General features: G+C 71.3%; 20 protein-coding genes and 1 pseudogene. 13 read left to right on the forward strand and 8 right to left on the reverse strand.

Going from position 1 to position 23,486, the window contains the following annotated elements; all coding sequences use genetic code 11:
* Positions 1–103: 103 nt before the first annotated feature.
* On the reverse strand, positions 104–319 hold the full coding sequence (locus tag GT042_RS03765; RefSeq protein ID WP_161307264.1) for an RICIN domain-containing protein: 216 nt from the start codon (positions 317–319) through the stop codon (positions 104–106).
* A gap of 177 nt (positions 320–496) precedes the next feature.
* Here GT042_RS03765 and GT042_RS03770 point away from each other — a divergent pair, with 177 nt between their 5' ends.
* The gene (locus GT042_RS03770) at positions 497–1,054 is read left to right on the forward strand and encodes an RICIN domain-containing protein (protein WP_161307265.1); all 558 of its coding nucleotides are present in this window, start codon (positions 497–499) and stop codon (positions 1,052–1,054) included.
* Between the two features lie 139 nt (positions 1,055–1,193).
* Complete coding sequence (locus GT042_RS03775; RefSeq protein WP_161307266.1) at positions 1,194–2,417, forward strand: helix-turn-helix transcriptional regulator; 1,224 nt, start codon at positions 1,194–1,196, stop codon at positions 2,415–2,417.
* Between the two features lie 13 nt (positions 2,418–2,430).
* Here GT042_RS03775 and GT042_RS03780 read toward each other — a convergent pair whose 3' ends face one another.
* Positions 2,431–3,288, reverse strand: coding sequence for a 3-hydroxybutyryl-CoA dehydrogenase (locus GT042_RS03780; protein WP_161307280.1), 858 nt, complete (start codon positions 3,286–3,288; stop codon positions 2,431–2,433).
* 372 nt (positions 3,289–3,660) lie between these two features.
* Between GT042_RS03780 and GT042_RS03785 the strand changes: the two genes are divergently transcribed.
* Complete coding sequence (locus tag GT042_RS03785; protein WP_161307281.1) at positions 3,661–4,902, forward strand: family 10 glycosylhydrolase; 1,242 nt, start codon at positions 3,661–3,663, stop codon at positions 4,900–4,902.
* Positions 4,903–4,953: 51 nt separating this feature from the next.
* Here GT042_RS03785 and GT042_RS03790 read toward each other — a convergent pair whose 3' ends face one another.
* Positions 4,954–6,849 (reverse strand): pentapeptide repeat-containing protein, encoded by a 1,896-nt coding sequence (locus GT042_RS03790; RefSeq protein ID WP_161307267.1) that lies wholly within the window; start codon positions 6,847–6,849, stop codon positions 4,954–4,956.
* A 165-nt stretch (positions 6,850–7,014) separates the two neighbouring features.
* On the opposite strand from GT042_RS03790, the gene GT042_RS03795 reads away from it, so the two are divergent.
* Both GT042_RS03795 and GT042_RS03800 read left to right on the forward strand, forming a co-directional pair.
* Positions 7,015–8,106, forward strand: coding sequence for a DUF3800 domain-containing protein (locus GT042_RS03795; RefSeq protein ID WP_161307268.1), 1,092 nt, complete (start codon positions 7,015–7,017; stop codon positions 8,104–8,106).
* 137 nt (positions 8,107–8,243) lie between these two features.
* On the forward strand, positions 8,244–9,272 hold the full coding sequence (locus GT042_RS03800) for a tyrosine-protein phosphatase (RefSeq protein ID WP_345943668.1): 1,029 nt from the start codon (positions 8,244–8,246) through the stop codon (positions 9,270–9,272).
* Between the two features lie 65 nt (positions 9,273–9,337).
* On the opposite strand, the gene GT042_RS03805 is transcribed toward GT042_RS03800, so the two are convergent.
* The gene (locus GT042_RS03805; protein WP_161307270.1) at positions 9,338–10,288 is read right to left on the reverse strand and encodes a DMT family transporter; all 951 of its coding nucleotides are present in this window, start codon (positions 10,286–10,288) and stop codon (positions 9,338–9,340) included.
* Between GT042_RS03805 and GT042_RS03810 the strand changes: the two genes are divergently transcribed.
* Complete coding sequence (locus tag GT042_RS03810) at positions 10,287–11,735, forward strand: PLP-dependent aminotransferase family protein (protein ID WP_161307271.1); 1,449 nt, start codon at positions 10,287–10,289, stop codon at positions 11,733–11,735. The two genes, GT042_RS03805 and GT042_RS03810, sit on opposite strands and share 2 nt — an antisense overlap.
* A gap of 177 nt (positions 11,736–11,912) precedes the next feature.
* On the forward strand, positions 11,913–12,488 hold the full coding sequence (locus GT042_RS03815; protein WP_161307272.1) for a phosphoglycerate mutase family protein: 576 nt from the start codon (positions 11,913–11,915) through the stop codon (positions 12,486–12,488).
* Positions 12,489–12,551: 63 nt separating this feature from the next.
* Here GT042_RS03815 and recQ read toward each other — a convergent pair whose 3' ends face one another.
* From recQ to GT042_RS03830, 4 genes and pseudogenes are all read right to left on the reverse strand, one after another.
* The gene (gene recQ / locus GT042_RS03820) at positions 12,552–14,444 is read right to left on the reverse strand and encodes a DNA helicase RecQ (RefSeq protein WP_161307273.1); all 1,893 of its coding nucleotides are present in this window, start codon (positions 14,442–14,444) and stop codon (positions 12,552–12,554) included.
* Positions 14,445–14,577: 133 nt separating this feature from the next.
* Positions 14,578–15,441 carry an AraC family transcriptional regulator gene (locus tag GT042_RS03825; RefSeq protein WP_161307274.1) on the reverse strand — a complete coding sequence of 288 codons (864 nt, stop codon included), beginning with the start codon at positions 15,439–15,441 and terminating at the stop codon, positions 14,578–14,580.
* A 166-nt stretch (positions 15,442–15,607) separates the two neighbouring features.
* A pseudogene (locus GT042_RS38680) lies at positions 15,608–15,658 on the reverse strand (hypothetical protein); the annotation flags it as partial.
* A gap of 140 nt (positions 15,659–15,798) precedes the next feature.
* Complete coding sequence (locus tag GT042_RS03830) at positions 15,799–16,497, reverse strand: 2-phosphosulfolactate phosphatase (protein WP_161307275.1); 699 nt, start codon at positions 16,495–16,497, stop codon at positions 15,799–15,801.
* Positions 16,498–16,749: 252 nt separating this feature from the next.
* On the opposite strand from GT042_RS03830, the gene argC reads away from it, so the two are divergent.
* The 6 genes from argC (at position 16,750) to GT042_RS03860 (ending at position 23,346) form a co-directional block, all read left to right on the forward strand.
* Entirely contained in the window at positions 16,750–17,787 is a 1,038-nt protein-coding gene (gene argC, locus GT042_RS03835; protein ID WP_161307276.1) for an N-acetyl-gamma-glutamyl-phosphate reductase, read from the forward strand.
* Positions 17,784–18,953 (forward strand): bifunctional glutamate N-acetyltransferase/amino-acid acetyltransferase ArgJ, encoded by a 1,170-nt coding sequence (gene argJ, locus GT042_RS03840; RefSeq protein ID WP_161307277.1) that lies wholly within the window; start codon positions 17,784–17,786, stop codon positions 18,951–18,953. Before argC ends, argJ begins: the two co-directional genes overlap by 4 nt.
* Positions 18,950–20,011, forward strand: a complete 1,062-nt coding sequence (gene argB / locus GT042_RS03845) for an acetylglutamate kinase (RefSeq protein ID WP_237530442.1) — start codon at positions 18,950–18,952, stop codon at positions 20,009–20,011. Before argJ ends, argB begins: the two co-directional genes overlap by 4 nt.
* A 47-nt stretch (positions 20,012–20,058) precedes the next feature.
* Positions 20,059–21,216 carry an acetylornithine transaminase gene (locus GT042_RS03850; RefSeq protein ID WP_202532314.1) on the forward strand — a complete coding sequence of 386 codons (1,158 nt, stop codon included), beginning with the start codon at positions 20,059–20,061 and terminating at the stop codon, positions 21,214–21,216.
* 7 nt (positions 21,217–21,223) lie between these two features.
* The gene (locus GT042_RS03855; protein ID WP_161307278.1) at positions 21,224–21,760 is read left to right on the forward strand and encodes an arginine repressor; all 537 of its coding nucleotides are present in this window, start codon (positions 21,224–21,226) and stop codon (positions 21,758–21,760) included.
* Between the two features lie 143 nt (positions 21,761–21,903).
* Positions 21,904–23,346, forward strand: coding sequence for a glycerophosphodiester phosphodiesterase family protein (locus GT042_RS03860; protein ID WP_161307279.1), 1,443 nt, complete (start codon positions 21,904–21,906; stop codon positions 23,344–23,346).
* Positions 23,347–23,486: the final 140 nt, after the last annotated feature.

The raw sequence follows: 23,486 nt of genomic DNA on the forward strand, positions 1-23,486 counted from the left end.
GGCGGGGCCACCGGTTCCGTGGACGGGCGGGGGGATGACGCGAGCGCGCCCCCGGCCACCCGCCGGCAAGGGAGCGGGCAAGGCGGGGGCGTCGGCCCTCGGATCAGATGGTGTGGGGCTCCCAGACCGGCAGCCAGACGTCGTTGGCCGCGCCTTGGGGGGTGCAGTCGTACTGGATCAGGGCGTATCCGACGCCGACACCGCCGGCGACGTTGAGACACTTGCCGCTGCCGATGGATTTGAAGCGGTAGTACCCGGCGAGAGCCGAGTCCGCTTCCCAGCGTTCGTGGGTGCGGCGCGGGCCGCGTCCCCTCTCCATGTGGCCGAACCACCATGCGTCTCCTTTCCGTGTCCCCACCTTTCTGGGATGGGATCGCTGGGTACCGCCGGTCACGATGGACGGGTCGGTGCGAGGGGCTGTCTCTCGGCCATGCCGGCATCGCACCGTTCGTATCGCTCGCGCGTCGTCGCGCGACAACGCACAAGGGGGAGAATCATGAAGAAACCTCTCGGCGCCATCCTGGCGTCGGCCGTGGTCACCGCGGGATGGGTCCTGGGCGCCGTACCGGCGCAGGCGGCGCCGACGCCGGTCGGGGCCGCCATGTCGGCGGCGGCCGACGTCACCGTGAAGAACGCGTACAACGGCCGCTGCCTGCAAGCGATGGGGGCGTTCCCGGGAGCGATCACCCGGCTGGTGGACTGCGCGGACACGAACACCGCCCAGAAGTGGGACGTCGCCTGGGTCTACACCGAGGCCGGCGGCTACTACGAGCTGCGCAATGCCGCCAGCGGACTGTGCCTGGACGCCGACTGGGGTTCGATCGGCGGGAACGGCACCCGTACACAGGTGTGGGACTGCGTCGCCAGCCAGACCAACCAGCACTGGCGGATGAAGCCGATCACCAACCGCCCCGCCACTTACCAGGTGACGGTGGAGACCAACGGACGCTGCCTCGAAGGAGCGATGGAGACCATCAACGCGAACCAGGGCAAGACCCAGCTCTGGAACTGCCTCGGGAGCAGCCAGGTCAACCAGCACTGGCAGATCACCTGACAGTCGCCGCGCTCAGCAACGGCCCGGCTTCCACGAGGGGAGGAGCCGGGCCTGCCCGGCTCCGGGTGAAAGCCGCAACAAGCTCCTGTGTCCGGTGAAGTTGTCGTATCAACGGCCATGTCGTGCTTAATCTGAGGCCATGCCTTACAACGGGGAAGGACGGGGCCGACTCGGCGGAGTCCGGGACGACGCGGTGCGGGCGGCGAGAGCCGCCCGCACGGTGGAGGCGATGTTCGCAGGGGTGATGGGTGCGATGTCCCCGATGCTGCGGTCCGAGGTATGGGCGGGCATCACCGTCGATCCATGGACCCTGATGAACACCGGGGGTGACTACCGGGACGCCGTACCTGGACAGCTGATGCCCCGGATGATCGACATCGAGTATCGGGAGGGAGACGTCAACTCCCTTCCGGAGCTGGCGCGAAGACCCGTGCCGGTCGGCCTGCTCAGTCGCGAGATCGGCGGCCCGCCGGAACACAGCCCCCGCTACCGGGACATCATCAGACCGCTCGGCCTGGAGGACGAACTCCGCGTCCTGCTGCGCGATTCCCGTGGTGTCTGGGGCGCACTCATCATCGGTCTCGGCGGTGGCGGCCCTTCGCTGGGTTCGGACGCCCTGGCTCTCGCCGCATCCCTCTCCCGGCCCCTCGGCGAGGCGTTGCGCCGGTTCCATCTCACCGAACGGGCGCGGCAGGAGCCGTCCCCCCTTTCCCCGGCCCTGGTGATGCTGGATGCCGGATATCGACCGGTGCACCTGACGACGTCGGTCGCGGCGTGGTTCGAGGACCTCCCGCCGGATGACCGTACGGTGGGAGGCCGGGCCGTGGGATCCCGCCCGGCGGATCTGCCTCCCGCGGTGTACGCCCTCGCCGCCGCCGTCCGTGCCCCTGCCGCCGCCGACTCGCTCTCCTCCCTCGTACGCACCCGGTCGCGTGGCCTGGTCCGCCTGCACGCCTGGCGCTTGGCCGATCAGCAGCCCGCCGATGTGGCGGTCGTGATAGAACCCGCCGGACCGGGTGAACACGCCGCGCTCATCGTCGCCGCTTACGGACTGACTCCGCGCGAACGGGACATCACGGCCCTCGTCCTGCGCGGCCACTCCACGGCCGAGATCAGCGAGCGGGCCCGGCTTTCCGCGCACACGGTGCAGGACCATCTCAAGTCGATCTTCGACAAGACGGGCGTCCGCAGCCGCCGCGATCTGGTGGCGACCCTCTTCACCAGGCACTACCAGCCCGCCCTCGTCCCGTCCGGCCACCTGCCCCGGGAACCGGGGCCGGAAACGGTTCAGGAAACGCCGCGTACGGGTACGCGCCCAGTCCGACCTCGCCTCGCGGACCCCCCGCCGCCGTCCGTCGAGTAGCCCGCCGGGCCCGTCAGTACGGGTAGAAGCCCGCGCCCGTCTTACGGCCCAGCCGCCCCGCGTCCACCATCCGCTGGAGCAGCGGGGGAGCGGCGTACAGCGCCTCTTTGTACTCGGCGTACATCGAGTCGGCGACCGACGCCACCGTGTCCAGGCCGATCAGGTCGGCGAGCTTGAGCGGGCCCATCGGGTGGGCGCAGCCCAGCTCCATGCCGTTGTCGATGTCCTCACGGCTGGCGATCCCCGACTCGAACATCCGGACGGCGGAGAGCAGGTACGGGATCAGCAGCGCGTTCACCACGAAGCCCGAGCGGTCCTGGGCGCGGATCGCGTGTTTGCCCAGCACCTTCCCGACCACGGCCTCGGCGCGCCGGAGCGTCTCGTCGGACGTCGTGAGGGCGGGGATCAGCTCGACCAGTTTCTGCACCGGGGCCGGGTTGAAGAAGTGGATGCCGATGACCTGGTCGGGGCGCGAGGTCGCGACGGCCAGCCTGACCAGCGGGATGGAGGAGGTGTTGGAGGCCAGGATCGCGTCGGGCCGGGTCACGACCTGGTCGAGCACCTGGAAGATCTCCGTCTTGACCTTTTCGTTCTCCACGACGGCCTCGATGACGAGGTCGCGGTCGGCGAACTCCCCGAGGTCGGTGGTGAAGCTGAGCCGGCCGAGGGTCGCGTCCCGCTCCGCCGGGGTGATCTTGCCGCGTTCCGCGGCCTTGGCGAGCGAACCGTGCAGGCGGGTCCTGCCGATCTCCAGGGCCTCGCCGGTGGTCTCGGCGACCCTCACCTCCAGGCCGCTGCGGGCGGCGACCTCGGCGATGCCTGCGCCCATCTGGCCGCAGCCCACCACTCCCACGCGGGCGATATCGGTCAGGGTGTCGGTCACATCGTGCCTTTCGCTGGTCCGCGGCGATCCGCGCAGGTCGGTGCGGGATCGGTGACGGATGGGTCCCGGGTCGGTGGTTCCGGCAGGTCGCCCGGGTGATCCCGGCGGCCCGCCCCGGACCGAGACGTTACTCCGCGCGGGTGTGTGGACGCCGTGCCGGGGCGGGCATGCTCAGCCCGTACGGCGGCCCGCTCCCCACCACGGCGGGCACCCCACCCCCCACCGGCAAGGGACGGAAACCAGATGCGGCACACGCCACACCACATCCCACCCAACCTCCCCCGCGACACCCCACTTCTCACCCCACCGGCCACCCCACCCCTCGCCCCCCACCCCGGCACCCTCGGCAGACGGGGATTCATGGCGGCCACGGCGGCGCTGATGACCACGATGCTGAGCGCCTCGGAGGCGCTCGCGGGCGGGCCCGTGGGTCCCGACGGGCGGCATCGGGCCCCGCGCCGGGACCTGCGCGGGGTGTGGGTCGCGACCGTCACGAACCGCGACTGGCCGTCCAAGCCGGGGCTCACCGCCGCCCAGCAGCGCGCCGAACTGATCGCGCATCTGGACACGGCCGTCACCCGCAGGTTGAACGCCGTCGTCTTCCAGGTCAGGCCCACGGCCGACGCCCTGTGGCCCTCGCCGTACGAACCCTGGTCGCAGTACCTCACGGGGACCCAGGGCAAGGACCCGGGCTGGGACCCGCTGGGCACGGCGGTGCGCGAGGCGCACGCGCGCGGTCTGGAGCTGCACGCCTGGTTCAACCCGTACCGCGTCGCCATGCACACCGACCCGTCGAAGCTCTCCGCGAAGCACCCCGCCCGGGTGCACCCCGACTGGGTGCTGCCGTACGGCGGGAAGCTCTACTACAACCCGGGTCTCCCGGAGGTCAGGGCCTTCGTCCAGGACGCCATGCTGGACGCCGTGCGGCGCTACGACATCGACGCCGTGCACTGGGACGACTACTTCTACCCCTATCCGGTCGCGGGCCAGGTGTTCGAGGACGACGAGGCGTACGCACGGTACGGCGCCGGCTTCAAGGACAAGGCGGCGTGGCGGCGCGACAACACGGACCGGCTGGTGCGCGAGACCGGTGCGAAGATCAAGAAGCTCAAGAAGGACGTACGGTTCGGCATCAGCCCGTTCGGCGTGTGGCGCAACGCGGCCACCGACCCGCTGGGCTCCGACACCCGGGCGGGCGTGCAGACGTACGACGACCTGCACGCGGACACCCGGAAGTGGGTGAAGGAGGGCTGGATCGACTACATCGCCCCCCAGCTGTACTGGAACATCGGCTTCGCCGCCGCCGACTACGCGAAGCTGGTGCGCTGGTGGGACGGTGCCGTACGGGGCACGGGCGTCGACCTCTACATCGGCGAGGCGCTCTACAAGGCCGGCGACCCGGCACAGCCCGCCCCCTGGCAGGACCCGGCGGAGCTGTCCCGCCACCTCGACCTCTGTGCGAAGTACCCGGGGGTGAAGGGGAACATCTACTTCGCGGCGAAGGAGGTCGCCGGCGATCCCTTGGGCGCGATGTCGGCGATCGCCGAGCGCTACCGGCCAAAGGATCAACGGCGCACACTGCCTCCGACGAAGCGCCGCTAGGAGGACGTTTGGTGTGATTTCGGCGGCCTTTGGTGCTGTGGATGCGGATGGTCAGCGCTTGACGCGGCTGCGGACTGCGAGGACGGCCAGGCCGAGGAGGGCGGGTTCGATCAGTCGGGAGGTCATCTCGGTATAGGTGCCGGCGGTGGTGAGATCTTGTCCGGAGGAACGGAAGACCACTGAGTTGACCACCACCCGCAGGGCCTTCTCGCCCCGTTCGGTGTTGATGCGTTCGGCCAGGGGGTTGGTGGGGTTGACCGGGTCGGGGGTGTCGGTCGTGAGCACGAACGTCTGTCCGACGGTGACCTGATGTCCGGTGGTGGTGGGCTTCGGATCGTCGACGGGCAGACCCCACAGCGTCATGACCGCGATCGTGCCCGTCATCGCGAAGCCCAGCCAGGCCAGGGCACGGGTGGCGCGCAGTCCGTACCCGGACAGGGCCCAGTAGAGGGTCAGCAGGACGCGTTCCCCCCAGGGGCGGCTGAGGTCTTTACGGCGCATCTCGGATTCGCCGTAGTAGAAGTCGGCGGCATCCGGCTCGTTCTTGCCGTCCTCCATGGATTTGCGCAGTTGCCGGTACAGCGCTGCCACCGCCGCGGGTTTCAGATCGGGGGAGTTCTGCGGCGGCCCGGTCCAGCCCAGCGCGGTGGCCCGTTCGGGGTGGCGGGCGGCGCGCACCCGCCAATGGTGCTCCTCGACCAATGTGTTGCGCCGGCTCCACCTCCAGGGGAAGCGCCACTCCCTTCCGGTGGGGGTCGCGGCGAAGGTGCACCACCCGTCGACCCTCAGCTGGTCGAGATGGACGGCGCCGGCGAACCGGCACCTGCTCAGGTCGATGTCGTGCAGCGCCAAGTGCGCGGCGTCGACACCGCTCACCGACTCCAGCCGCACGCCGGGGTCGAGACCGGACAGCTCGGTTTCCGGCAGTCGGCACTCCGAAGAGGCCGAAGAGAACTCGACGGGGCGGGCGGAGACCAGCACCGGATACTCCAGTACCGCGTCTCTCAGGTCCAGCTCGGCGTAGCGCAAATGCAGAGTAGCGGTCGACGCCCACCGGGTACGGGCACAACTCACCTGACGGGCGGCGATCTCCACGGTCACCGGTTGCTGGAACAGTGCTGCGTCCAGTACTACGGTCTTCCCGCACACCAGCGGACCCAGTCGCGACGCCGTTTCGAAGCGCGCCCCGCCGAACCGGGCGCTGCCGGTGAAGGAAGTCCCGCTGAACCGCGCGTCGTTGAGGAAGGATGCCCCGCCGAACCGGGCCGAGCTTGAGAAGGACGCCCCACCGAAGCGAGCGTGCCCGGCGAAGGTCGCTCTGCCGAACCAGGCGTTACCGGCGAAGGACGCCTTTTCGAACCAGGCGTCACCGGAGAAGGTCGCGTCGTCGAACCTGGCGGAACTGGAGAACGATGCTTCACCGAAGTGGGCCGAGCCTGAGAAGGACGCCCCGGCGAAGCGAGCGTGGCCGGAGAAGGTCACCTCACTGAACCAGGCCTCGTTGGAGAAGGTCGCGTCGTCGAACCTGGCGGAACTGGAGAACGATGCTTCACCGAAGTGGGCCGAGCCTGAGAAGGACGCCCCGGCGAAGCGAGCGTGGCCGGAGAAGGTCACCTCACTGAACCAGGCCTCGTCGGAGAAGGCCGCCTCGTTGAAGTAGGCCTGCCCGGTTCTGGGTTTGCCGGTGGCGGGATCCTGTAGGGCTGCGAGCAACCGCCGCAGCAGGGGAGAAGAGAAGGGGGTGCCACGGTGATCGATGTCGGCACCGGGTGACAGCGTCGCGAAGTAAGCGTCGCGAACGGCCTCGTTCAGGTGGGCCAGGCAGGCGGTGTGGCTGCCGACCAGGATGCCGCGGCAGCCGACGGGATCGGCCGACGAGGCGTGGCGACCGCAGGGTTCCCACGACGGCGGGGTGAGAGATATCGGTTCGGATGCGGCAGGCGTCATGCCTCAAGGACGTACCGAGGTGGTCGGTTAGTTGCCGGGTTCGATGCGCGTCCTGGCAGCCGAATGCCGACTCTTCGGGGGGATTCGGCCCGGGGCCCCACGCTCTGCCGCGAGCATCCCCCTGTCTCCCGACGCGTTCGGTGACGCACCCGGGATAATGCGGTCATGCCTTTGACCGGACCGGGATACGAGCGGCTTTCACACACCACCCCGACAGTCGACAGTGAAGGGGGCGGCCGCTGGATCGCCTGCGACGAGTCCGGCTACGACGGAGAGGATCTTCTGAGCGAGGGCCTCCACATGATGGTGGCCGGAGTGGCTGTCGACGACGCGGAAGCCGAAGCCATTGTGAGCGACCTGCGCAAAAAGACCGGCGTCAAGCCCGCAGTCAAAGACCTGAAGTTCAAGCACTTCCAGCGGGGGGACCGGCTGGGAAAGCTCAGCCGCCTCTGGGAGAACGGCGGCGCACTGCACGGGCGTTGTTCGGTGTACGTCGTCGACAAGCGTTACGCCGTCATGAGTAAGGTCATCGACCTGCTGGTCGAAGAAGAAGCCTACCGAAGCGGCATCGACCTGCATGTGAACAGGCAGGCCAGAAAGGCGGCTCTGGCACTTGCCTGCGACGGTCGGCGCGCGCTGAAGGGCGACCGCTTCGACAAGCTGGGGCAGGCATTCGTTGCCTTCGCCCGCCGCAGGGATCCCGGCGACCGGCAGGCGGTCATCCAGAGCTTCTACGACCAGGTGGAGGCGGCCTGGACCGCATCGACCCGGCGCAACGTCACCGAGACTTTGCAATGGCTGCGCCGTACACGTGCCCACGCGGAGGCGCTCCACCTCGATGCGGCGCCGCAACAGCCGCCGCACCTGGAGCTTCTGGATACCGCCGTTGCGACTCTGGCAAGAGCCTGGAGTGAGCGTTTGGGAACGATCAGTGTGCTGGCTGACGAGCACCGAGAGCTCACGGACACCCGGCTGGAAGTGGCCAGAGATGTCCTGCGCACCGGGGCCGGTGCTACGCCTTCGTCCATGCACCGGCGCCTTCGGATCCAACGGATGGTGCGCGGGAGTTCCCATGACCACCCGTCCATTCAGCTTGCCGACCTGCTTGCAGGCGCTGCGGGAATCGTGGCCAAAGCCGGCACCGGCGAACCCACCTCTGCCGGCGTACTGCTGCGTCCGGTCATCCTGCCGCTCATCGAGCAGACATCCCTCGTCCCCACCGAAGGTCCTGACCCCTTCAGCAGTGGCCGGCGGTGAAGGCAGGACCTCCGCCGAATTAACGGAATGGCTACCTCCAGATCTTGTTCGAGCGCGACGATTCCGGCATGACCATTCGCTCGAAACATGTCAAATCCGCTTACTTCGCTCTGGCCGCGGTCGCCGTTCTCACGAGCGTGACCGCTCAGACCGCCGGCGCGGCTCCGACGTTCCACTCGACGCACTCGGCCCCCGCGCGCGGGACCTCGCACCGCATTCCGTTCACCGCCGCCGTGGTCACGGCGCAGGATGACGGCTCGTACAAGATCACCTGGAAGGCGCCGGGTGTGAAGCGCGTCGCCGTCCACGCCAACGGCAGGGTCGTCGCCACGGGGGGTTCGACCGGTTCGGTGATGGTCAGGGGCCTTCCCGCCACCGCCGACCGGCAGTGGTTCGACCTGGTGCCCGACAAGGGTGACAAGCTCCATCTGGCCGACCGGCTGGTGAAGCTTGACGGGATGGACAACTTCCGAGACGTCGGCGGCTACCGCACCGCCGACGGCCGGTGGGTGAAGATGGGCGTCGTCTACCGTTCGGGCGCCCTGAACAACCTCACCGCAGCCGATCTGGCCAAGCTCAAGCGCCTCGGCATCTCCGTCGACTACGACCTGCGCATGACCTCGGAGCGGACCGCCGGACCGGACCGCCTGCCCCGGGGGGTGCGCTATGTGGTCGCCAACGTCACCGGCGACTCCGCCGGCACTGGCCTGCCCACGACCGTCGCGAGCGCCGAACAGTTGATGACCGACGGCGAGAAGTCGATGGTCAGTTCCGCCACCGCCAAGGACGCCTACTCCCAGGTGTTCGGCGGGATCGGCGCGGACGCCGACGGGGTGCTTTACCACTGTTCGGCCGGCAAGGATCGCACCGGGTGGGCGAGCGCCGCGCTGCTCACCGCGCTGGGCGTGCCCCGTGAGACCGTGTACACGGACTACCTCGCCTCCAACACGTACCGCGCGGCGTCCAACGCCGCGGCCCTGGCCGCGATGGCGCCCGCCCAGGCCGCCGTGTACAAGCCGCTCCTGGACGTGCGTCCGGAATACCTGGACGCCGGTTTCCAGGAGGTGAAGGACGCGTACGGATCATTCGCCTCGTACGAGAAGAAGGCGCTCGGTCTGGACGCCAAGGACATCAACAAGCTCAAGTCCCAATTGCTGATGAACTGACAGGCGGGCGGAAGCCGGCCCGCCGTGGATGTCGGGCCCGACACGTCCTGGCGGGCCGGGGGCGTTCAGGCGCGGGCGCCCGCGCGTTGGGTGACGGCGATGCAGACGAGGACCGCGAGTGCTGCCACGACCGCTGCCGGGGGGAGGTGTTCGCCCAGGAGGAGTACGGCCCAGACCAGGGTGAGCAGGGGTTGGGCGAGCTGGAGTTGGCTGGCGCGGGCTATGCCGATCGACGCCATGCCCCGGTACCAGACGTAAAGGCCGAAGAAGGTCGACACCGAGGCCACCCAGACGACCCCGATCACGCCGTGGGGCGAGAGGTGCACCGGCTCAAAGGACAGGGCCGTCGCCGCGCCCGCCACCGAGAGCGGCAGGCATCCGATCAGCGCCCAGCCGATCACGTGCCAGCCGGGCATCTCCCGGGCCAGCCGCCCGCCTTCGGTGTAGCCGGCCGCGCAGACCAGCAGCGCGCCGAAGAGGTACAGGTCGCCGGAGGACAGGGTGCCGCCGCTCTGCTGGACCGCGAAGGTGAGGACCACGGCCGCGCCCGCGACGGCGGCCCACCAGAACGCGCGGGACGGGCGGCGTCCTGTCCGCAGGGTCGCGAAGGCCGCCGTGGTCAGGGGCAGCAGCCCGACCACCACGGCCGCGTGCGCGCTGGTGGAGGTCTCCAGGGCCAGGGTCGTCAGCAGCGGGAAGCCGACCACCACCCCACCCGCGACCACCGCGAGACCGGCCCAGTGCCGTCGCGCGGGCACCGGGACGCGCAGGGCGAGCAGGAAACCGCCCGCCAGGAGCGCGGCGAGGGTGCCGCGGACGGCGACCAGGGACCAGGGGCCGAAGCTCTCCAGGCCCCACGCCGTGGAGGGGAAGGTGAGGGAGAAGGCGAGGACGCCCAGTACGGCGAGGAGGGTGCCGGAGCGGGCGGAACGGGCGGAGGGGGTGGTGGCGGTGGTCGGCGGGGCGTTGCCCACTGCTATCGAGGTGGCCGTAGTAGCGCTATCCTGTGCCGTCATGCAAGAGCGTAGCAGTGTGTGGGAATTGGCCGATGTCCTGCGCGACGAACTGAACCGCTACCCGCCCGGTGGAAAGCTGCCGTCAAGTCGCACCCTGGTCGAGCGTCACCACGTCTCCCCGGTGACCGTCTCGCGCGCCCTCGCCCGCCTCGCGGCGGAAGGGCTGGTCGTCACCCGGCCCGGCGCCGGTGCCTTCCGGGCCGCCGCACGGCCGACGGCCCCGCCCGCCGGTGACACCTCCTGGCAGGAGGTCACGCTGAGCGCGGACGCGCAGGCCGAACTCGTCCCCCGGGCGGTCGACGCCTCCGCCGTCCTGGTCACCCTCGCCGCGCCCGCGCCGGGGGTCGTGGAGTTCAACGGCGGCTATCTGCACCCCTCCCTCCAGCCCGAACAGGCCATGGGCGCCGCCCTGGCACGGGCGGGCCGCCGCCCCGGCGCCTGGGGACGGCCCCCCGTCGAGGGCCTCCCGGAACTGCGCGAGTGGTTCGCCCGCTCGGTCGGGGACCGCTGCACGGCCGCCGAGGTACTGGTCACCGCGGGCGGCCAGAGCGCCCTCACGACGGCGGTACGGGCTCTCGCGCCCCCGGGCGCCCCCGTCCTCGTGGAATCGCCCACCTATCCCGGCATGCTCGCCATCGCGCGCGCCGCCGGACTGCGGCCCGTGCCCGTGCCGGTGGACTCCGACGGCGTACGGCCCGAGCTGCTCGCCGAGGCCTTCCGGGCCACCGGGGCACGGGTGTTCATCTGCCAGCCGCTCTTCCAGAACCCCACCGGGGCCGTGCTCTCGCCGGAGCGCCGACCCCAGGTGCTCCGGATCGCCCGGGAGGCCGGCGCGTTCGTCGTGGAGGACGACTTCGCCCGGCGGCTGGTCCACGAGGACGCGGGCCCGCTGCCCGCGCCGCTCGCCGCCGACGACCCGGACGGCGTGGTCGTGCATGTCAGTTCCCTCACCAAGGCGGCCTCGGCGAGCCTGCGGGTCGGCATGCTGGCGGCCCGGGGCCCCGTCCTGGAACGGCTGCGCGCCATCCACGTCGTCGACACCTTCTTCGTACCGCGCCCCCTCCAGGAAGCCGCCCTGGAACTCGTCGGATCCGCCGCCTGGAGCCGCCATCTGCGCGCCCTCGCCGGGGCGCTGAGGTCCCGCAGGGACACCATGGCCGCCGCCCTGCGCCGGGAGCTGCCCGAGCTGGCCGTACCGCACCTGCCCGCCGGCGGGCACCACCTCTGGGTCCGGCTCCCCGACGGCACCGACGAACCGGCCGTCGTCTCCGCCGCCCTGCGCGCCGGGGTGGCCGTCACGCCGGGCCGCCCGTACTTCAGCGCTGAGGCACCGGCCGCGCGGCTGCGGCTGAGCTTCGCCGCCGTGGCGGGTCCTGCGGAGATCCATGAAGGGGTACGGAGGCTCCGCACCGCCTGTGACGAGGCACTCGGGGCTGTCCGGGCCTGACGGCAACGAGTGCGGCGCGCGGCCGGCGGGAGGGCGCCGCGAGCGCGCCGCGAGGTAGGCGGGCCGCTGCCCGGAGGGGACCGGACCGCATATGTCGCGCCCATATCCCGAAGCGTTTCTCCACCCGCCTTCCACTGACTCTTGACCAGGTCGCCGTTCGGATCCACGATCACGGCCATGAGTGTTCGGGTCACCTTGGTCGCCGCCGCGCGCAGCTCGGACCTGTTCGACGAGCGCTTCGACGAGGACCGCCCTCTGGACCGGATCGGCTGGCACGAGATCCAGCTCGTGGCGCACAGCCTGGTGCCGCTGGCCGCCGCCGATCTCCGCTACTGCTCACCCACCCCGCGCAGCCGTGCCACCGGCGACGCGCTGGGCTACGCCCCGATGGCGCAGCCCGCCCTGCGGGACTGCGACATGGGCCGCTGGCGCGGGCTCACCTTCGCCGAGGCGGCGGCGCGCGAACCGGCCGCCGTCGACGCCTGGCTGGCCGACCCCCGGGCCGCACCGCACGGCGGCGAACCGCTGCTGGCCTTCATCTCCCGGGTGGGCGGCTGGCTGGACACCCGGCCAGCGCAGGACATCATGGCGATCGTGGCGGTGGCCGAACCGGCGGTCGTCCGGGCGGCGGTCGTCTACGCGCTGAACGCCCCGCCCCGTACGTACTGGTACCTGGACGTCCGCCCGCTCTCCACCGTCACCCTCACCGGCGCCCCCGGCCGCTGGAACCTACGCCTGGACCCGGGCCCGTGACCGGGCCCGTAACGTCACGGGCCCGGTCACGGGCCCGCCCCGAGGTACGGATCCCCCCTCCGCTCAGGCCGCGCCCAGCGTCTCCAGGATCTGCTCCCCGTACTTCGCCAGCTTGTTCTCCCCCACCCCGTTCACCGTGCCCAGCTCCGCCAGCGTCGACGGGGACAGCACCGCGATCTCCCGCAGTGTCGCGTCGTGGAAGATCACATACGCGGGCACGCCCTGCTCCTTCGCCGAGGCGGCGCGCCAGGCGCGCAGCGACTCGAACACCGGCACCGCCTCGGCCGGCAGATCCACCGGAGCCGCGCGGTTCCTGGCCGTCTTCTCCGCCCGCGCCGGGCGAAGCGCGCTCTCGGGCTCCCGCCGCAGGACGACGGGCCGCCGCCCGCCCAGCACCTCCGCGCTCTCGTCCGTGAGCGTCAGCGTCCCGTACTCGCCCTCGACCGCGACGAGGCCCTGCGCCAGCATCTGCCGGGCCACGCCGCGCCATTCCGCCTCGCGCAGCTCGGTGCCGATGCCGAAGACGCTCAGCGCGTCGTGGTCGAACTGGATGACCTTCGCGGTCTTCTTGCCCAGCAGGATGTCCGTGATCTGCCCGGCGCCGAACTTCTGGTTGCGCTCGCGCTTGAGCCGTACCACCGTCGAGAGGAACTTCTGCGCGGGCACCGTGCCGTCCCAGGACTCCGCCGGGGTCAGGCACGTGTCGCAGTTCCCGCACGCGGTGCTCTTCTGGCCGAAGTACGCCAGCAGGCGGACCCGGCGGCACTCGACCGTCTCGCACAGCGCGAGCATCGCGTCCACGTGCTCGCCCAGCCGCCGCCGGTGCGCGTCGTCGCCCTCCGAGGTCTCGATCATCTTCCGCTGCTGGACGACGTCCTGGAGCCCGTACGCCAGCCAGGCCGTGGAGGGCAGCCCGTCACGCCCGGCGCGGCCGGTCTCCTGGTAGTACCCCTCGACCGACTTCGGCAGGTCGAGGTGGGCCACGAACCGTACGTCCGGCTTGTCGATGCCCATGCCGAACGCGATCGTCGCCACCATCACCAGCCCGTCCTCCCGCAGGAAGCGCGACTGGTTCGCGGCGCGCGTCCGGGAGTCCAGACCCGCGTGGTACGGCAGGGCGTTGACGCCGTTCTTCACCAGGAACTCGGCGGTCTTCTCGACCGACGCGCGCGACAGGCAGTAGACGATCCCCGCGTCCCCGGGGTGCTCGGCGCGCAGCAGCTGCAACAGCTGCTTCTTCGGGTCGTTCTTCGGCGCGATGCGGTACTGGATGTTGGGCCGGTCGAAGCTCGCGACGAAGTGCCGCGCGTCCTGGAGCTTGAGCCGGGACGCGATCTCCCCGTGGGTGGCCTCGGTGGCCGTCGCGGTGAGCGCGATGCGCGGCACGTCCGGCCACCGCTCGTGCAGCGCGGACAGGGCGAGGTAGTCGGGGCGGAAGTCGTGGCCCCACTGGGCCACGCAGTGCGCCTCGTCGATCGCGAACAGCGAGATCGTGCCGCGCTCCAGCAGCCGTACGGTCGCCTCCACGCGCAGGCGCTCCGGCGCCAGATAGAGGAGGTCCAGCTCCCCGGCCAGGAACTCCGCCTCCACCAGGCGCCGTTCGTCCATGTCCTGCGTCGAGTTCAGGAACCCGGCCCGCACCCCGAGCGCCCGCAGCGCGTCGACCTGGTCCTGCATGAGCGCGATGAGCGGCGACACCACGACCCCGACCCCTTTGCGGACCAGCGCGGGGATCTGGTAGCAGAGCGACTTGCCGCCGCCGGTCGGCATCAGCACGAGCGCGTCACCGCCGTCGACCACGTGGTCGATGATCTCCTGCTGGCTCCCTCGGAAGGAGTCGTAGCCGAAGACGCGGTGCAGCACCCGCAGGGCGTCGCTCGTCCCCGCGTCGCTGATCTCAGGGCCGCCCACCTCAAGGAGGGGGCCGATGTCGGAACCGGTGCCGGGAGTGCTCATTCGCCGAGTCTACGAGGATTGCCGGCCCGGCTTCCCGGCCTGTGGACAACTCCGCCCGGCGCATGTGGACAACTGCCGGGAAGCGGCGATCACGGGCAGACGATCAGCCCTACCCCTACAGCTACCCCTACCCCTACACGTCCCGCTCCACCGGGAGCCACAGTTCGGCGTCCGCCTCCGTCCCGTCCGGGGAGAGCCGGGTGCGCAGGATCTCCGGCCCGGGGCGGGTGCGGTACGGATTCGAGGGGAACCACTCCGCGTACACGTCCCGCCACAGGTGCTGGATCGCCTCCGGCACCGGCCCCGAAGCGGTGAAGACCGCCCAGGTGCCGGCCGGGACGGCGAGAGCGGTGGTGCCCTCGGGGGCCGCCGCGGAGGTGATCACTCCGTGGTAGTAGTCGAGTTCGGTGCCCTCGGCACGGCTCGGGTCCAGGTCGTCGCAGACCGCGACGGTGCCCTGCGGTTCCTGGTCCGACAGTTTCTCCAGGCTCTCCCGCACCCCTGGGTCGATCCCGCGGACAAAATCGATGATGGCCTGGTTCGGTCCCACGTGGACCAGGGGGACCCGGGCCTTGAGGCCGACGACGGTGAAGTCCGGCCTGTCCACGACGCGATAGCGCATGCTGCTGCTTCCTTCGACGGTGAGGCGGAAGGTCAGCCGGGGCTGGGAGACGAGCGCGGCGCCGGTACGGCGGGCCTCGCCGGGTCCGACACCGTGCACGGCACGGAACGCCCGCGCGAACGCCTCGCCGGAGCCGTAGCCGTACCGCACCGCGATCTCCAGCAGCGAGCCACGCCCGCCGAGCACCTCGGCGCCCGCGACCGTGAGCCGCCGGCGCCGTACGTACTCCGACAGCGGCATGCCCGCGAGCGCGGAGAACATCCGGCGCAGGTGGTACTCGGACGTGGCCGCGGTGCGCGCGAGCGCTGCCCCGTCGACAGCCCCGCCGAGGTCGCCCTCGATCTGCTCCATGGCCCGGTTCAGCCGCTCCAGCATGCCCGGCCCCCCTTCCTCGTGACACCCACCACGCTAGGAGGCAGGCCCCCGCCGGACCCGACATCCTGTGCCCGTTCCGATCGGGTACGGCCCTGCTGACGAAGCCGCCGCCCACCCCGTACGTGCCGTCCGTGTTCGCGGACAGGGACGGTCCGACCAGGCTCGTCCGGCGGCCGGTGGTGGTCGAGAAGCGCAGGGTCCAGTGGCTCGTGAACGGAAAGAGGGCGGGCGGCGCCGGCTCGGCGTGCGCCGCCTCGGTCGTCCGTACGCCCGTCGACGAGGGCCGCGCCGTGGAACGGCTCCGTGCCGCGGACCGACCACCTCCTTTCGTACGACCACGCGCTGATCACCAGCGGCTCAAGGTGCGGGGGCCGGGCCGGCGGGTACCCCGACGGGGCGGAGCACCATCAGCGACTCCTCCCGGCGGGCCACCATCGCGAAGGGGAACCGGTCGATCTCCGAGCAGAGGCCGACGTCGTCCGGGTGGTAGCCGCTCCGCAGCCCGCCGGCGAGGTCCGCGGCGGCTCGGGACATCCTCGCGCGGCGGAGGTACGGAGCCGGGTCGACCTCGCCTCCTCCCATCCGCCGGCCGATGTACTCGGCGCAGGCCAGGTCCTCGTCCGCCCGGCCCCCCTCGCCGGTGACCACGAACGTCACAGGCCCGGACTCCTCACCGCGCAGGAAGCGGGCGGTCGCGCCGGCCACCACGAAGCTCGCGCACAGGACCAGCGGCGCGTCGGCGACGGCCAGCGCGCCGACGGTCCCCGCCGTCGTCTTCTGCACCAGCGTCCGGCCGCCGAAATCGCGTGACCGGAGCAGTCCGGGAGAGTTCACCGCGTCGAAGCCCGCCGCCGGCGCCCCGTCCTTCAGGGCCAGCCAGCCGGAGTTGCTCTCCTTCAGGGCGAGTGCCTCGCTCTCCGTCGAGGCCAGGACGATCCTCTCGACGCCACGCGCGAAGGCCCAGGCGGCCACGGTGAAGGCGCGCATGACGTCGATGACGACCGCGACACGAGGAACGCCGGTCAACTCCGGGATGCCGACGAACTGATGATCCATCGCGCCATTCTGACGCCCCCGGCACCGTCCCCGCCCCGGCTTTTCGCATCGTGCTGACCGCCCCCGGCCGCGGGGCACGTACCGTACTCCACGCCCGACGCGCACCCGCCCCCGCAAGCCCGTTGCGATGCCCCTGCTTCGCCCGCCCTTCGCCGGCCACGGGGACCCCCGCACCGGGCTCACCGCAAGCACCTCATTGCATAAAGCTGCGGTGGAACGTATAGTCATGCCATTGCCGAGGAGGGCTCTTCGATGGTGGCACAGACGGTACGCGTAGCGGTGGCCGGGGCGAGTGGGTACGCGGGTGGGGAGTTGCTGCGGCTGCTCCTCGGGCATCCCGGGGTTCGTATCGGCGCCCTGACCGGGAATTCCAACGCCGGGCAGACGCTCGGGGCGTTGCAGCCGCACCTGCTGCCGCTGGCCGGCCGGGTGCTGGAGGTGACCTCCGCCGAGGTGCTCGCCGGGCACGACGTCGTCTTTCTGGCGCTGCCCCACGGGCAGTCCGCCGCCGTCGCCGAGCAGCTCGGGGACGACGTCCTCGTCATCGACGTGGGCGCCGACTTCCGGCTCCAGGACGCCGCCGACTGGGAGAGGTTCTACGGCTCCCCCCACGCGGGCACCTGGCCCTACGGGCTCCCCGAACTGCCGGGCGCCCGCGCCGCGCTGGAGGGGTCCAAGCGTGTCGCGGTGCCCGGCTGCTACCCCACGGCCGTCTCCCTCGCGCTCTTCCCCGCGTACGGGGCCGGGCTCGCCGAGCCCGAGGCCGTGATCGTCGCCGCGTCCGGCACCTCCGGCGCCGGCAAGGCCGCCAAGCCGCACCTGCTCGGCTCCGAGGTCATGGGGTCCATGTCGCCGTACGGCGTCGGCGGCGGCCACCGGCACACCCCCGAGATCGTCCAGAACCTCAGCGCCGCCGCCGGCGAACCCGTCACCGTCTCCTTCACCCCCACCCTCGCCCCCATGCCCCGCGGCATCCTCGCCACCTGCTCCGCCAGGGCCAGGCCCGGCACGACCGCCGGGGACGTACGGGACGCGTACGAGAAGGCCTTCGCGGACGAGCCGTTCGTCCACCTGCTCCCCGAAGGACGCTGGCCCGCCACCGCGTCCGTCCACGGTTCCAACGCCGTACAGATCCAGGTCACGTACGACGAACACGCGCACCGCATCATCGCGATCAGCGCCATCGACAACCTCACCAAGGGCACGGCCGGCGGCGCCCTCCAGAGCATGAACATCGCCCTCGGCCTCCCCGAGGACACCGGACTCTCCACGATCGGAGTGGCACCTTGAGCGTCACCGCAGCGCAGGGATTCACGGCGGCGGGCATCGTCGCCGGAATCAAGGAGAACGGCAACCCGGACCTGGCCCTCGTGGTCAACCACGGCCCCCGCCGCGCCGCCGCCGGTGTCTTCACCTCCAACCGCGTCAAGGCCGCGCCCGTCCTCTGGTCCGAACAGGTCGTCAAGGGCGGGGAGATCTCCGCCGTCGTCCTCAACTCCGGCGGCGCCAACGCCTGTACGGGACCCCAGGGCTTCCAGGACACCCACGCCACCGCCGAGAAGGCCGCCGAGGTGCTGAGCGCGGCGGGCGCCGCCGAGCACAGTGCCGGGGAGATCGCCGTCGCCTCCACCGGGCTCATCGGCCTGCTCCTGCCGATGGACAAGCTCCTGCCCGGCGTCGAGAAGGCCGCCGCCGCGCTCTCCCCGCACGGCGGCGAGAAGGCCGCCGTCGCCATCAAGACCACCGACACCGTGCACAAGACCGCCGTCGCGGGCGGCGACGGCTGGACCGTCGGCGGCATGGCCAAGGGCGCGGGCATGCTCGCCCCCGGCCTCGCCACCATGCTCGTCGTCCTCACCACCGACGCCGACGTCGAGGCCCCCGCCCTGGACACCGCGCTGCGCGCCGCGACCCGTACCACCTTCGACCGGGTCGACTCCGACGGCTGCATGTCCACCAACGACACCGTCCTCCTGCTGGCCTCCGGAGCCTCCGGCGTGACACCCGCGTACGACGAGTTCGCCGAGGCGGTCCGTACGGTCTGCGCCGACCTCGCCCGGCAGCTCATCGGTGACGCGGAGGGCGCGTCCAAGGACATCAGGATCGAGGTCGTCAACGCCGCGAGCGAGGACGACGCCGTCGAGGTGGGCCGCTCCATCGCCCGCAACAACCTCCTCAAGTGCGCGATCCACGGCGAGGACCCCAACTGGGGCCGGGTGCTGTCCGCCATCGGCACGACGGGCGCGGTCTTCGACCCCGACCGGCTGAACGTCGCCATCAACGACGTCTGGGTCTGCAAGAACGGCTCCGTCGGCGAGGACCGCGACCAGGTCGACATGCGCTTCCGCGAGGTGCGCATCACCGCCGACCTCGCGGCCGGCGCGGACTCCGCCGTCATCTGGGCCAACGACCTCACCGCCGAGTACGTCCACGAGAACAGCGCGTACAGCTCATGACCGACCCGAGCGACCTGACCGACCCGAGCGCCCTGGCCGACCTGATTGACCCGACCGACGTGACCGACCTCCCCGACCGGACCGATCCGCCCGCCGTCCCCACCGCCCGCAAGCACACCGCCCTCCCCAAGGCGCAGATCCTCATCGAGGCGCTGCCCTGGCTCACCCGCCACCACGGCAGGACCGTCGTCATCAAGTTCGGCGGCAACGCCATGATCGACGAGGACCTCAAGGCCGCCTTCGCGCAGGACGTCGTCTTCCTGCGCCAGGCCGGCCTCAAGCCGGTCGTCGTGCACGGCGGCGGACCCCAGATCAGCGCCCAGCTCGACCGGCACGGCCTGGTCAGCGAGTTCAAGGCCGGCCTGCGGGTCACCACCCCCGAAGCGATGGACGTCGTACGGATGGTCCTCGCCGGACAGGTCCAGCGCGAGCTCGTCGGCCTGCTCAACCAGCACGGCCCGCTCGCCGTCGGCATGACCGGCGAGGACGCCCACACCATCACCGCCGTCCAGCACCGCCCCCTGATCGACGGCGAGTTGATCGACATCGGCCGGGTCGGCGAGATCACCGCCATCGACACCGGCGCCATCGAGGCGCTGCTCGGGGACGGCCGGATCCCGGTCATCTCCTCCATCGCCCGCAGCGCCGACGACGGCCACGTCTACAACGTCAACGCCGACACCGCCGCCGCGGCCCTCGCCGCCGCCCTCGGCGCCGAGACCCTGATGGTCCTCACCGACGTCGAGGGACTGTACGAGGACTGGCCGAACAGCGACGACGTCATCAGCAGGCTCACCGCGAGCCAGCTGGAGAAGCTGCTGCCCGAGCTGTCCAGCGGCATGGTGCCCAAGATGGAGGGCTGCCTGCACGCCGTACGCAACGGAGTCACCACCGCCCGCGTCCTCGACGGGCGCGTCCAGCACTCGATCCTGCTGGAGATCTTCACGGACGAAGGCATCGGCACGATGGTCGTGCCGGACGCCCCGCAGGACCCCGTCACATACGAAGCCACACACGAAGTCACACACGAAGCAGCGGCCGAAGGGGGAGCACGGTGAGTACGGTGACCGGCAACGAGGAACTCGTAGGGCGCTGGCAGGGCGTCATGGCGGACAACTACGGGACGCCGCAGCTGTCGTTGGTCCGGGGCGAGGGCACCACCGTCTGGGACGCCGACGGCACGCCGTACACCGACTTCGTCGGCGGGATCGCCGTCAACGCGCTCGGCCACGCGCACCCGGCCGTCGTCGAGGCCGTCTCCCGCCAGATCGCGTCGCTGGGCCACGTCTCCAACCTCTATCTCGCCGAGCCGCCCCTCGCACTCGCCGAACGCCTCGTCCAGCTCGCCGGCCGCCCCGGCCGGGTGTTCTTCTGCAACTCCGGAGCCGAGGCCAACGAAGCCGCCTTCAAGATCGGCCGGCTGACGGGCCGTACGCACATGGTCGCCACCACCGGCGCCTTCCACGGCCGGACGATGGGCTCGCTCGCCCTCACCGGACAGGAGCCGAAGCGGACGCCGTTCCTCCCGCTGCCCGGCGACGTCACGCACGTCCCCTTCGGCGACGTGGAGGCGCTGCGGGCCGCGGTCACCGAGGAGACCGCGTTCGTGATCATCGAGCCGATCCAGGGCGAGATCGGCGTCGTCGTCCCGCCCAAGGGCTACCTGGAGGCGGCCAGGGAGATCACCCGAGCCACCGGCACGCTGCTCGTCCTGGACGAGGTGCAGACGGGGATCGGCCGGACGGGCCACTGGTTCGAGCACCTCGCCCACCAGGGCGTCGAGCCCGACGTCGTCACCCTCGCCAAGGGCCTCGGCGGCGGACTGCCGCTCGGCGCGGTCCTCGCGTTCGGCGAGGCCGCCGACCTGCTGCGGCCCGGCCACCACGGCACGACGTTCGGCGGCAACCCCGTCGCCTGCGCCGCCGGGCTCGCCGTCCTCGACACGCTGGCCGCCGACGGCCTCCTCGACCAGGTGAAGCGGCTCGGCGAGCGGCTGCGCGACGGGATCGAGGGGCTCGGCCACCCGCTGGTCTCCCATGTCCGCGGCGCGGGCCTGCTCCTGGGTATCGTGCTCACCGGGCCGCTCGCACCGCAGGTGCAGCGTGCGGCCCAGGACGCCGGTCTCCTGGTGAACGCGCCCGCCCCCGACGTCGTACGACTGATGCCCGCACTGATCATCGGCGACGACGAGGTGGACAGGTTCCTCCAGCTCCTGCCCGGTGTCCTCGACACGGCTACGGGGACGGACGATCCGGGGAAATGAGACAACGATGACCGAGGCCCAGGAACCTGAGCAGGGCGGGCAGTCCGTGCCGCAGACACGGACGGCCCGGCACCGCCGGATCGTCGACATCCTGAACCGGCAGCCGGTGCGCTCGCAGAGCCAGCTGGCGAAACTGCTCGCGGACGACGGGCTGAACGTCACCCAGGCGACGCTCTCGCGCGATCTGGACGAACTGGGCGCGGTGAAGATCCGAAACACCGGTGGTGAGCTGATCTACGCCGTGCCGAGCGAGGGCGGCTACCGCACGCCCCACGCCCCGCTGGGCGAGTCCGCCAAGGAGGAGCGGATGCGGCGCCTCTCCGGCGAACTCCTCATCTCCGCCGAGGCGTCGGCGAACCTGGTGGTCCTCCGTACGCCGCCGGGCGCGGCGCAGTTCCTCGCGTCGGCCATCGACCAGGCCGAACTGAGCGATGTCCTGGGCACGATCGCGGGGGACGACACGCTGATGCTGATCAGCCGTGACCCGGCGGGCGGGCAGGCGCTGGCGGAACACCTGCTGAAGCTGGCGCAGAACGACCGCTGAGCGGGGCGGGCCCCGACCGGGTGCGGGCTTCGAGGCGGTACGGGCTCCGCTCCCGTCGCGCGAATTCCTCGACGGTTCACGGTCACGTCATGGCGGGGATGATCATCCCGCCCGCCGGTCGAGCACAGTGGGTGCCGTTGCCCATGCGTACCCGATGGAAGTCCCTGGCCGGTGTCGCTGCCGCCGCCGTACTGACGGTCACGGCCGCGGCAGTCCCCCTTCTCGTCGAGCACGGGCGGACCGCCACCGCCGCCCCCGTTGCGTCCCACCGGGCGGCACCGGCCATCGACCGGATCCACGCCTCGTACCTCGACCACAGGCCCGGCGCCCCGGTCATGGTGGTCGCCCATCGCGGCTACTGGCGGGGCGCGCCGGAGAACTCGCTCCGGGCCGTCGACCTGGCGGTCGACAAGGGCGCCGAGGTGGTGGAGATCGACGTACAGCGTTCAAAGGACGGTCAGTTGGTCCTCATGCACGACGACACGGTGAACCGCACCACCGACGGCACCGGCCGGGTGGCCGACCTGACACTCGACCAGATCAAGGCCCTCCGGCTGCGGTCCGGTCTCGGCGGCGCGCAGGCCGCGCTCACCGACGACCGCGTGCCGACGCTCGCCGAGGCGCTGGCGGCCGTCAAGGGCCGGGCGATGGTCAACCTCGACAAGGGCTGGGCCTTCCGGGACCAGGAATACGATCTCCTGGCCGGCCTGGGCATGCTGGACCACGCCATCTTCAAGAGCTCCGCCCCCGTTCCCGAGGTGCAGGCCTTCCTCGACAAGGACCGGCGCATCCTCTACAGCCACGTGGTGGACGACGCGAACGCGGCCGGCGTCGGCGCGTTCACCGGCCGGAAGCCCCAGTCGTACGAACTCATCTTCGACCGCCTCACCGACCCGCAGATCCAGCCCGCCGCGACCGCGAAGGCGGCGGCGCTGGGGCGCGTGTGGATCAACACCATGTGGTACGGCCTGGCCGCCGGCTACACCGACGAGGCGTCGCTCGTCGACCCGGCGCGCGGCTGGGCCCCGGTGACCGACCGGCACGGCGCCTCGATGATCCAGACCGACAACCAGGAACAGCTGCTGAACTGGCTGGAGGCCCGCCGCCGCCACGCGCCGTGGCCCGTCGTCCCGGCCGGCGCGGTGCGGGTGCAGGCCGAGGACTACTCCTTCGGGGGCAAGGACGCCGGCTACCACGACACGGAGGACGACAACAAGGGCGGCGCGGCGAGGAAGTACGAGGGCGTGGACCTCTGCGACCAGGCCGGCGCGCTCGTCATGTGCTGGATCCGCGCCGGGGAATGGGTCAGGTACGAGGTGACCGTGCCCAGGACGGACGACTACCGGGTGTCGGCGCGGGTCTCGTCCCCGTACAGCCCCGCCGGAAAGTTCACGCTCAGCTTCGACGGGCGCCCGGCGACGGCCCCGTCGGACGTACGGAACACCACCTCGCACGACGCCTTCGAGCTCCAGGCCGTCGCGGGCAAGCAGCGTCTCACCCGGGGCACGCACGAGTTCGTCGTACGGATGGACGACGCCGCGTACCAGAACTTCAACATCGACTACTTCCAGTTCGACCGCGTCTGACGCGAGCCGGATCCGAACAGCCGTACCGCCAGGGGGTCCTCGCCCAGGAACGCCCGCAACTCCGACCGGTCGGGAGCGGTCGCGGGCCCCCGGCGGGTCACGGCGTACGCCGCCGCCGCGTTCGCGCCCCGGGCCGCCGT

It is taken from the genome of Streptomyces sp. SID3212 (assembly GCF_009865405.1).
Taxonomy (GTDB): Bacteria; Actinomycetota; Actinomycetes; order Streptomycetales; family Streptomycetaceae; genus Streptomyces.

What these genes read in the sequence shown, in the direction of transcription:
- GT042_RS03765 (WP_161307264.1), bottom strand. Translation starts at nt 319, where the DNA reads ATGGAGAGGGGACGCGGCCCGCGCCGCACCCACGAACGCTGGGAAGCG.
- GT042_RS03770 (WP_161307265.1), top strand. Translation starts at nt 497, where the DNA reads ATGAAGAAACCTCTCGGCGCCATCCTGGCGTCGGCCGTGGTCACCGCG.
- GT042_RS03775 (WP_161307266.1), top strand. Translation starts at nt 1,194, where the DNA reads ATGCCTTACAACGGGGAAGGACGGGGCCGACTCGGCGGAGTCCGGGAC.
- GT042_RS03785 (WP_161307281.1), top strand. Translation starts at nt 3,661, where the DNA reads ATGGCGGCCACGGCGGCGCTGATGACCACGATGCTGAGCGCCTCGGAG.
- GT042_RS03790 (WP_161307267.1), bottom strand. Translation starts at nt 6,849, where the DNA reads ATGACGCCTGCCGCATCCGAACCGATATCTCTCACCCCGCCGTCGTGG.
- GT042_RS03795 (WP_161307268.1), top strand. Translation starts at nt 7,015, where the DNA reads ATGCCTTTGACCGGACCGGGATACGAGCGGCTTTCACACACCACCCCG.
- GT042_RS03810 (WP_161307271.1), top strand. Translation starts at nt 10,287, where the DNA reads ATGCAAGAGCGTAGCAGTGTGTGGGAATTGGCCGATGTCCTGCGCGAC.
- GT042_RS03805 (WP_161307270.1), bottom strand. Translation starts at nt 10,288, where the DNA reads ATGACGGCACAGGATAGCGCTACTACGGCCACCTCGATAGCAGTGGGC.
- GT042_RS03815 (WP_161307272.1), top strand. Translation starts at nt 11,913, where the DNA reads ATGAGTGTTCGGGTCACCTTGGTCGCCGCCGCGCGCAGCTCGGACCTG.
- recQ (WP_161307273.1), bottom strand. Translation starts at nt 14,444, where the DNA reads ATGAGCACTCCCGGCACCGGTTCCGACATCGGCCCCCTCCTTGAGGTG.
- GT042_RS03825 (WP_161307274.1), bottom strand. Translation starts at nt 15,441, where the DNA reads ATGCTGGAGCGGCTGAACCGGGCCATGGAGCAGATCGAGGGCGACCTC.
- GT042_RS03830 (WP_161307275.1), bottom strand. Translation starts at nt 16,497, where the DNA reads ATGGATCATCAGTTCGTCGGCATCCCGGAGTTGACCGGCGTTCCTCGT.
- argC (WP_161307276.1), top strand. Translation starts at nt 16,750, where the DNA reads ATGGTGGCACAGACGGTACGCGTAGCGGTGGCCGGGGCGAGTGGGTAC.
- argB (WP_237530442.1), top strand. Translation starts at nt 18,950, where the DNA reads ATGACCGACCCGAGCGACCTGACCGACCCGAGCGCCCTGGCCGACCTG.
- GT042_RS03850 (WP_202532314.1), top strand. Translation starts at nt 20,059, where the DNA reads ATGGCGGACAACTACGGGACGCCGCAGCTGTCGTTGGTCCGGGGCGAG.
- GT042_RS03855 (WP_161307278.1), top strand. Translation starts at nt 21,224, where the DNA reads ATGACCGAGGCCCAGGAACCTGAGCAGGGCGGGCAGTCCGTGCCGCAG.
- GT042_RS03860 (WP_161307279.1), top strand. Translation starts at nt 21,904, where the DNA reads ATGCGTACCCGATGGAAGTCCCTGGCCGGTGTCGCTGCCGCCGCCGTA.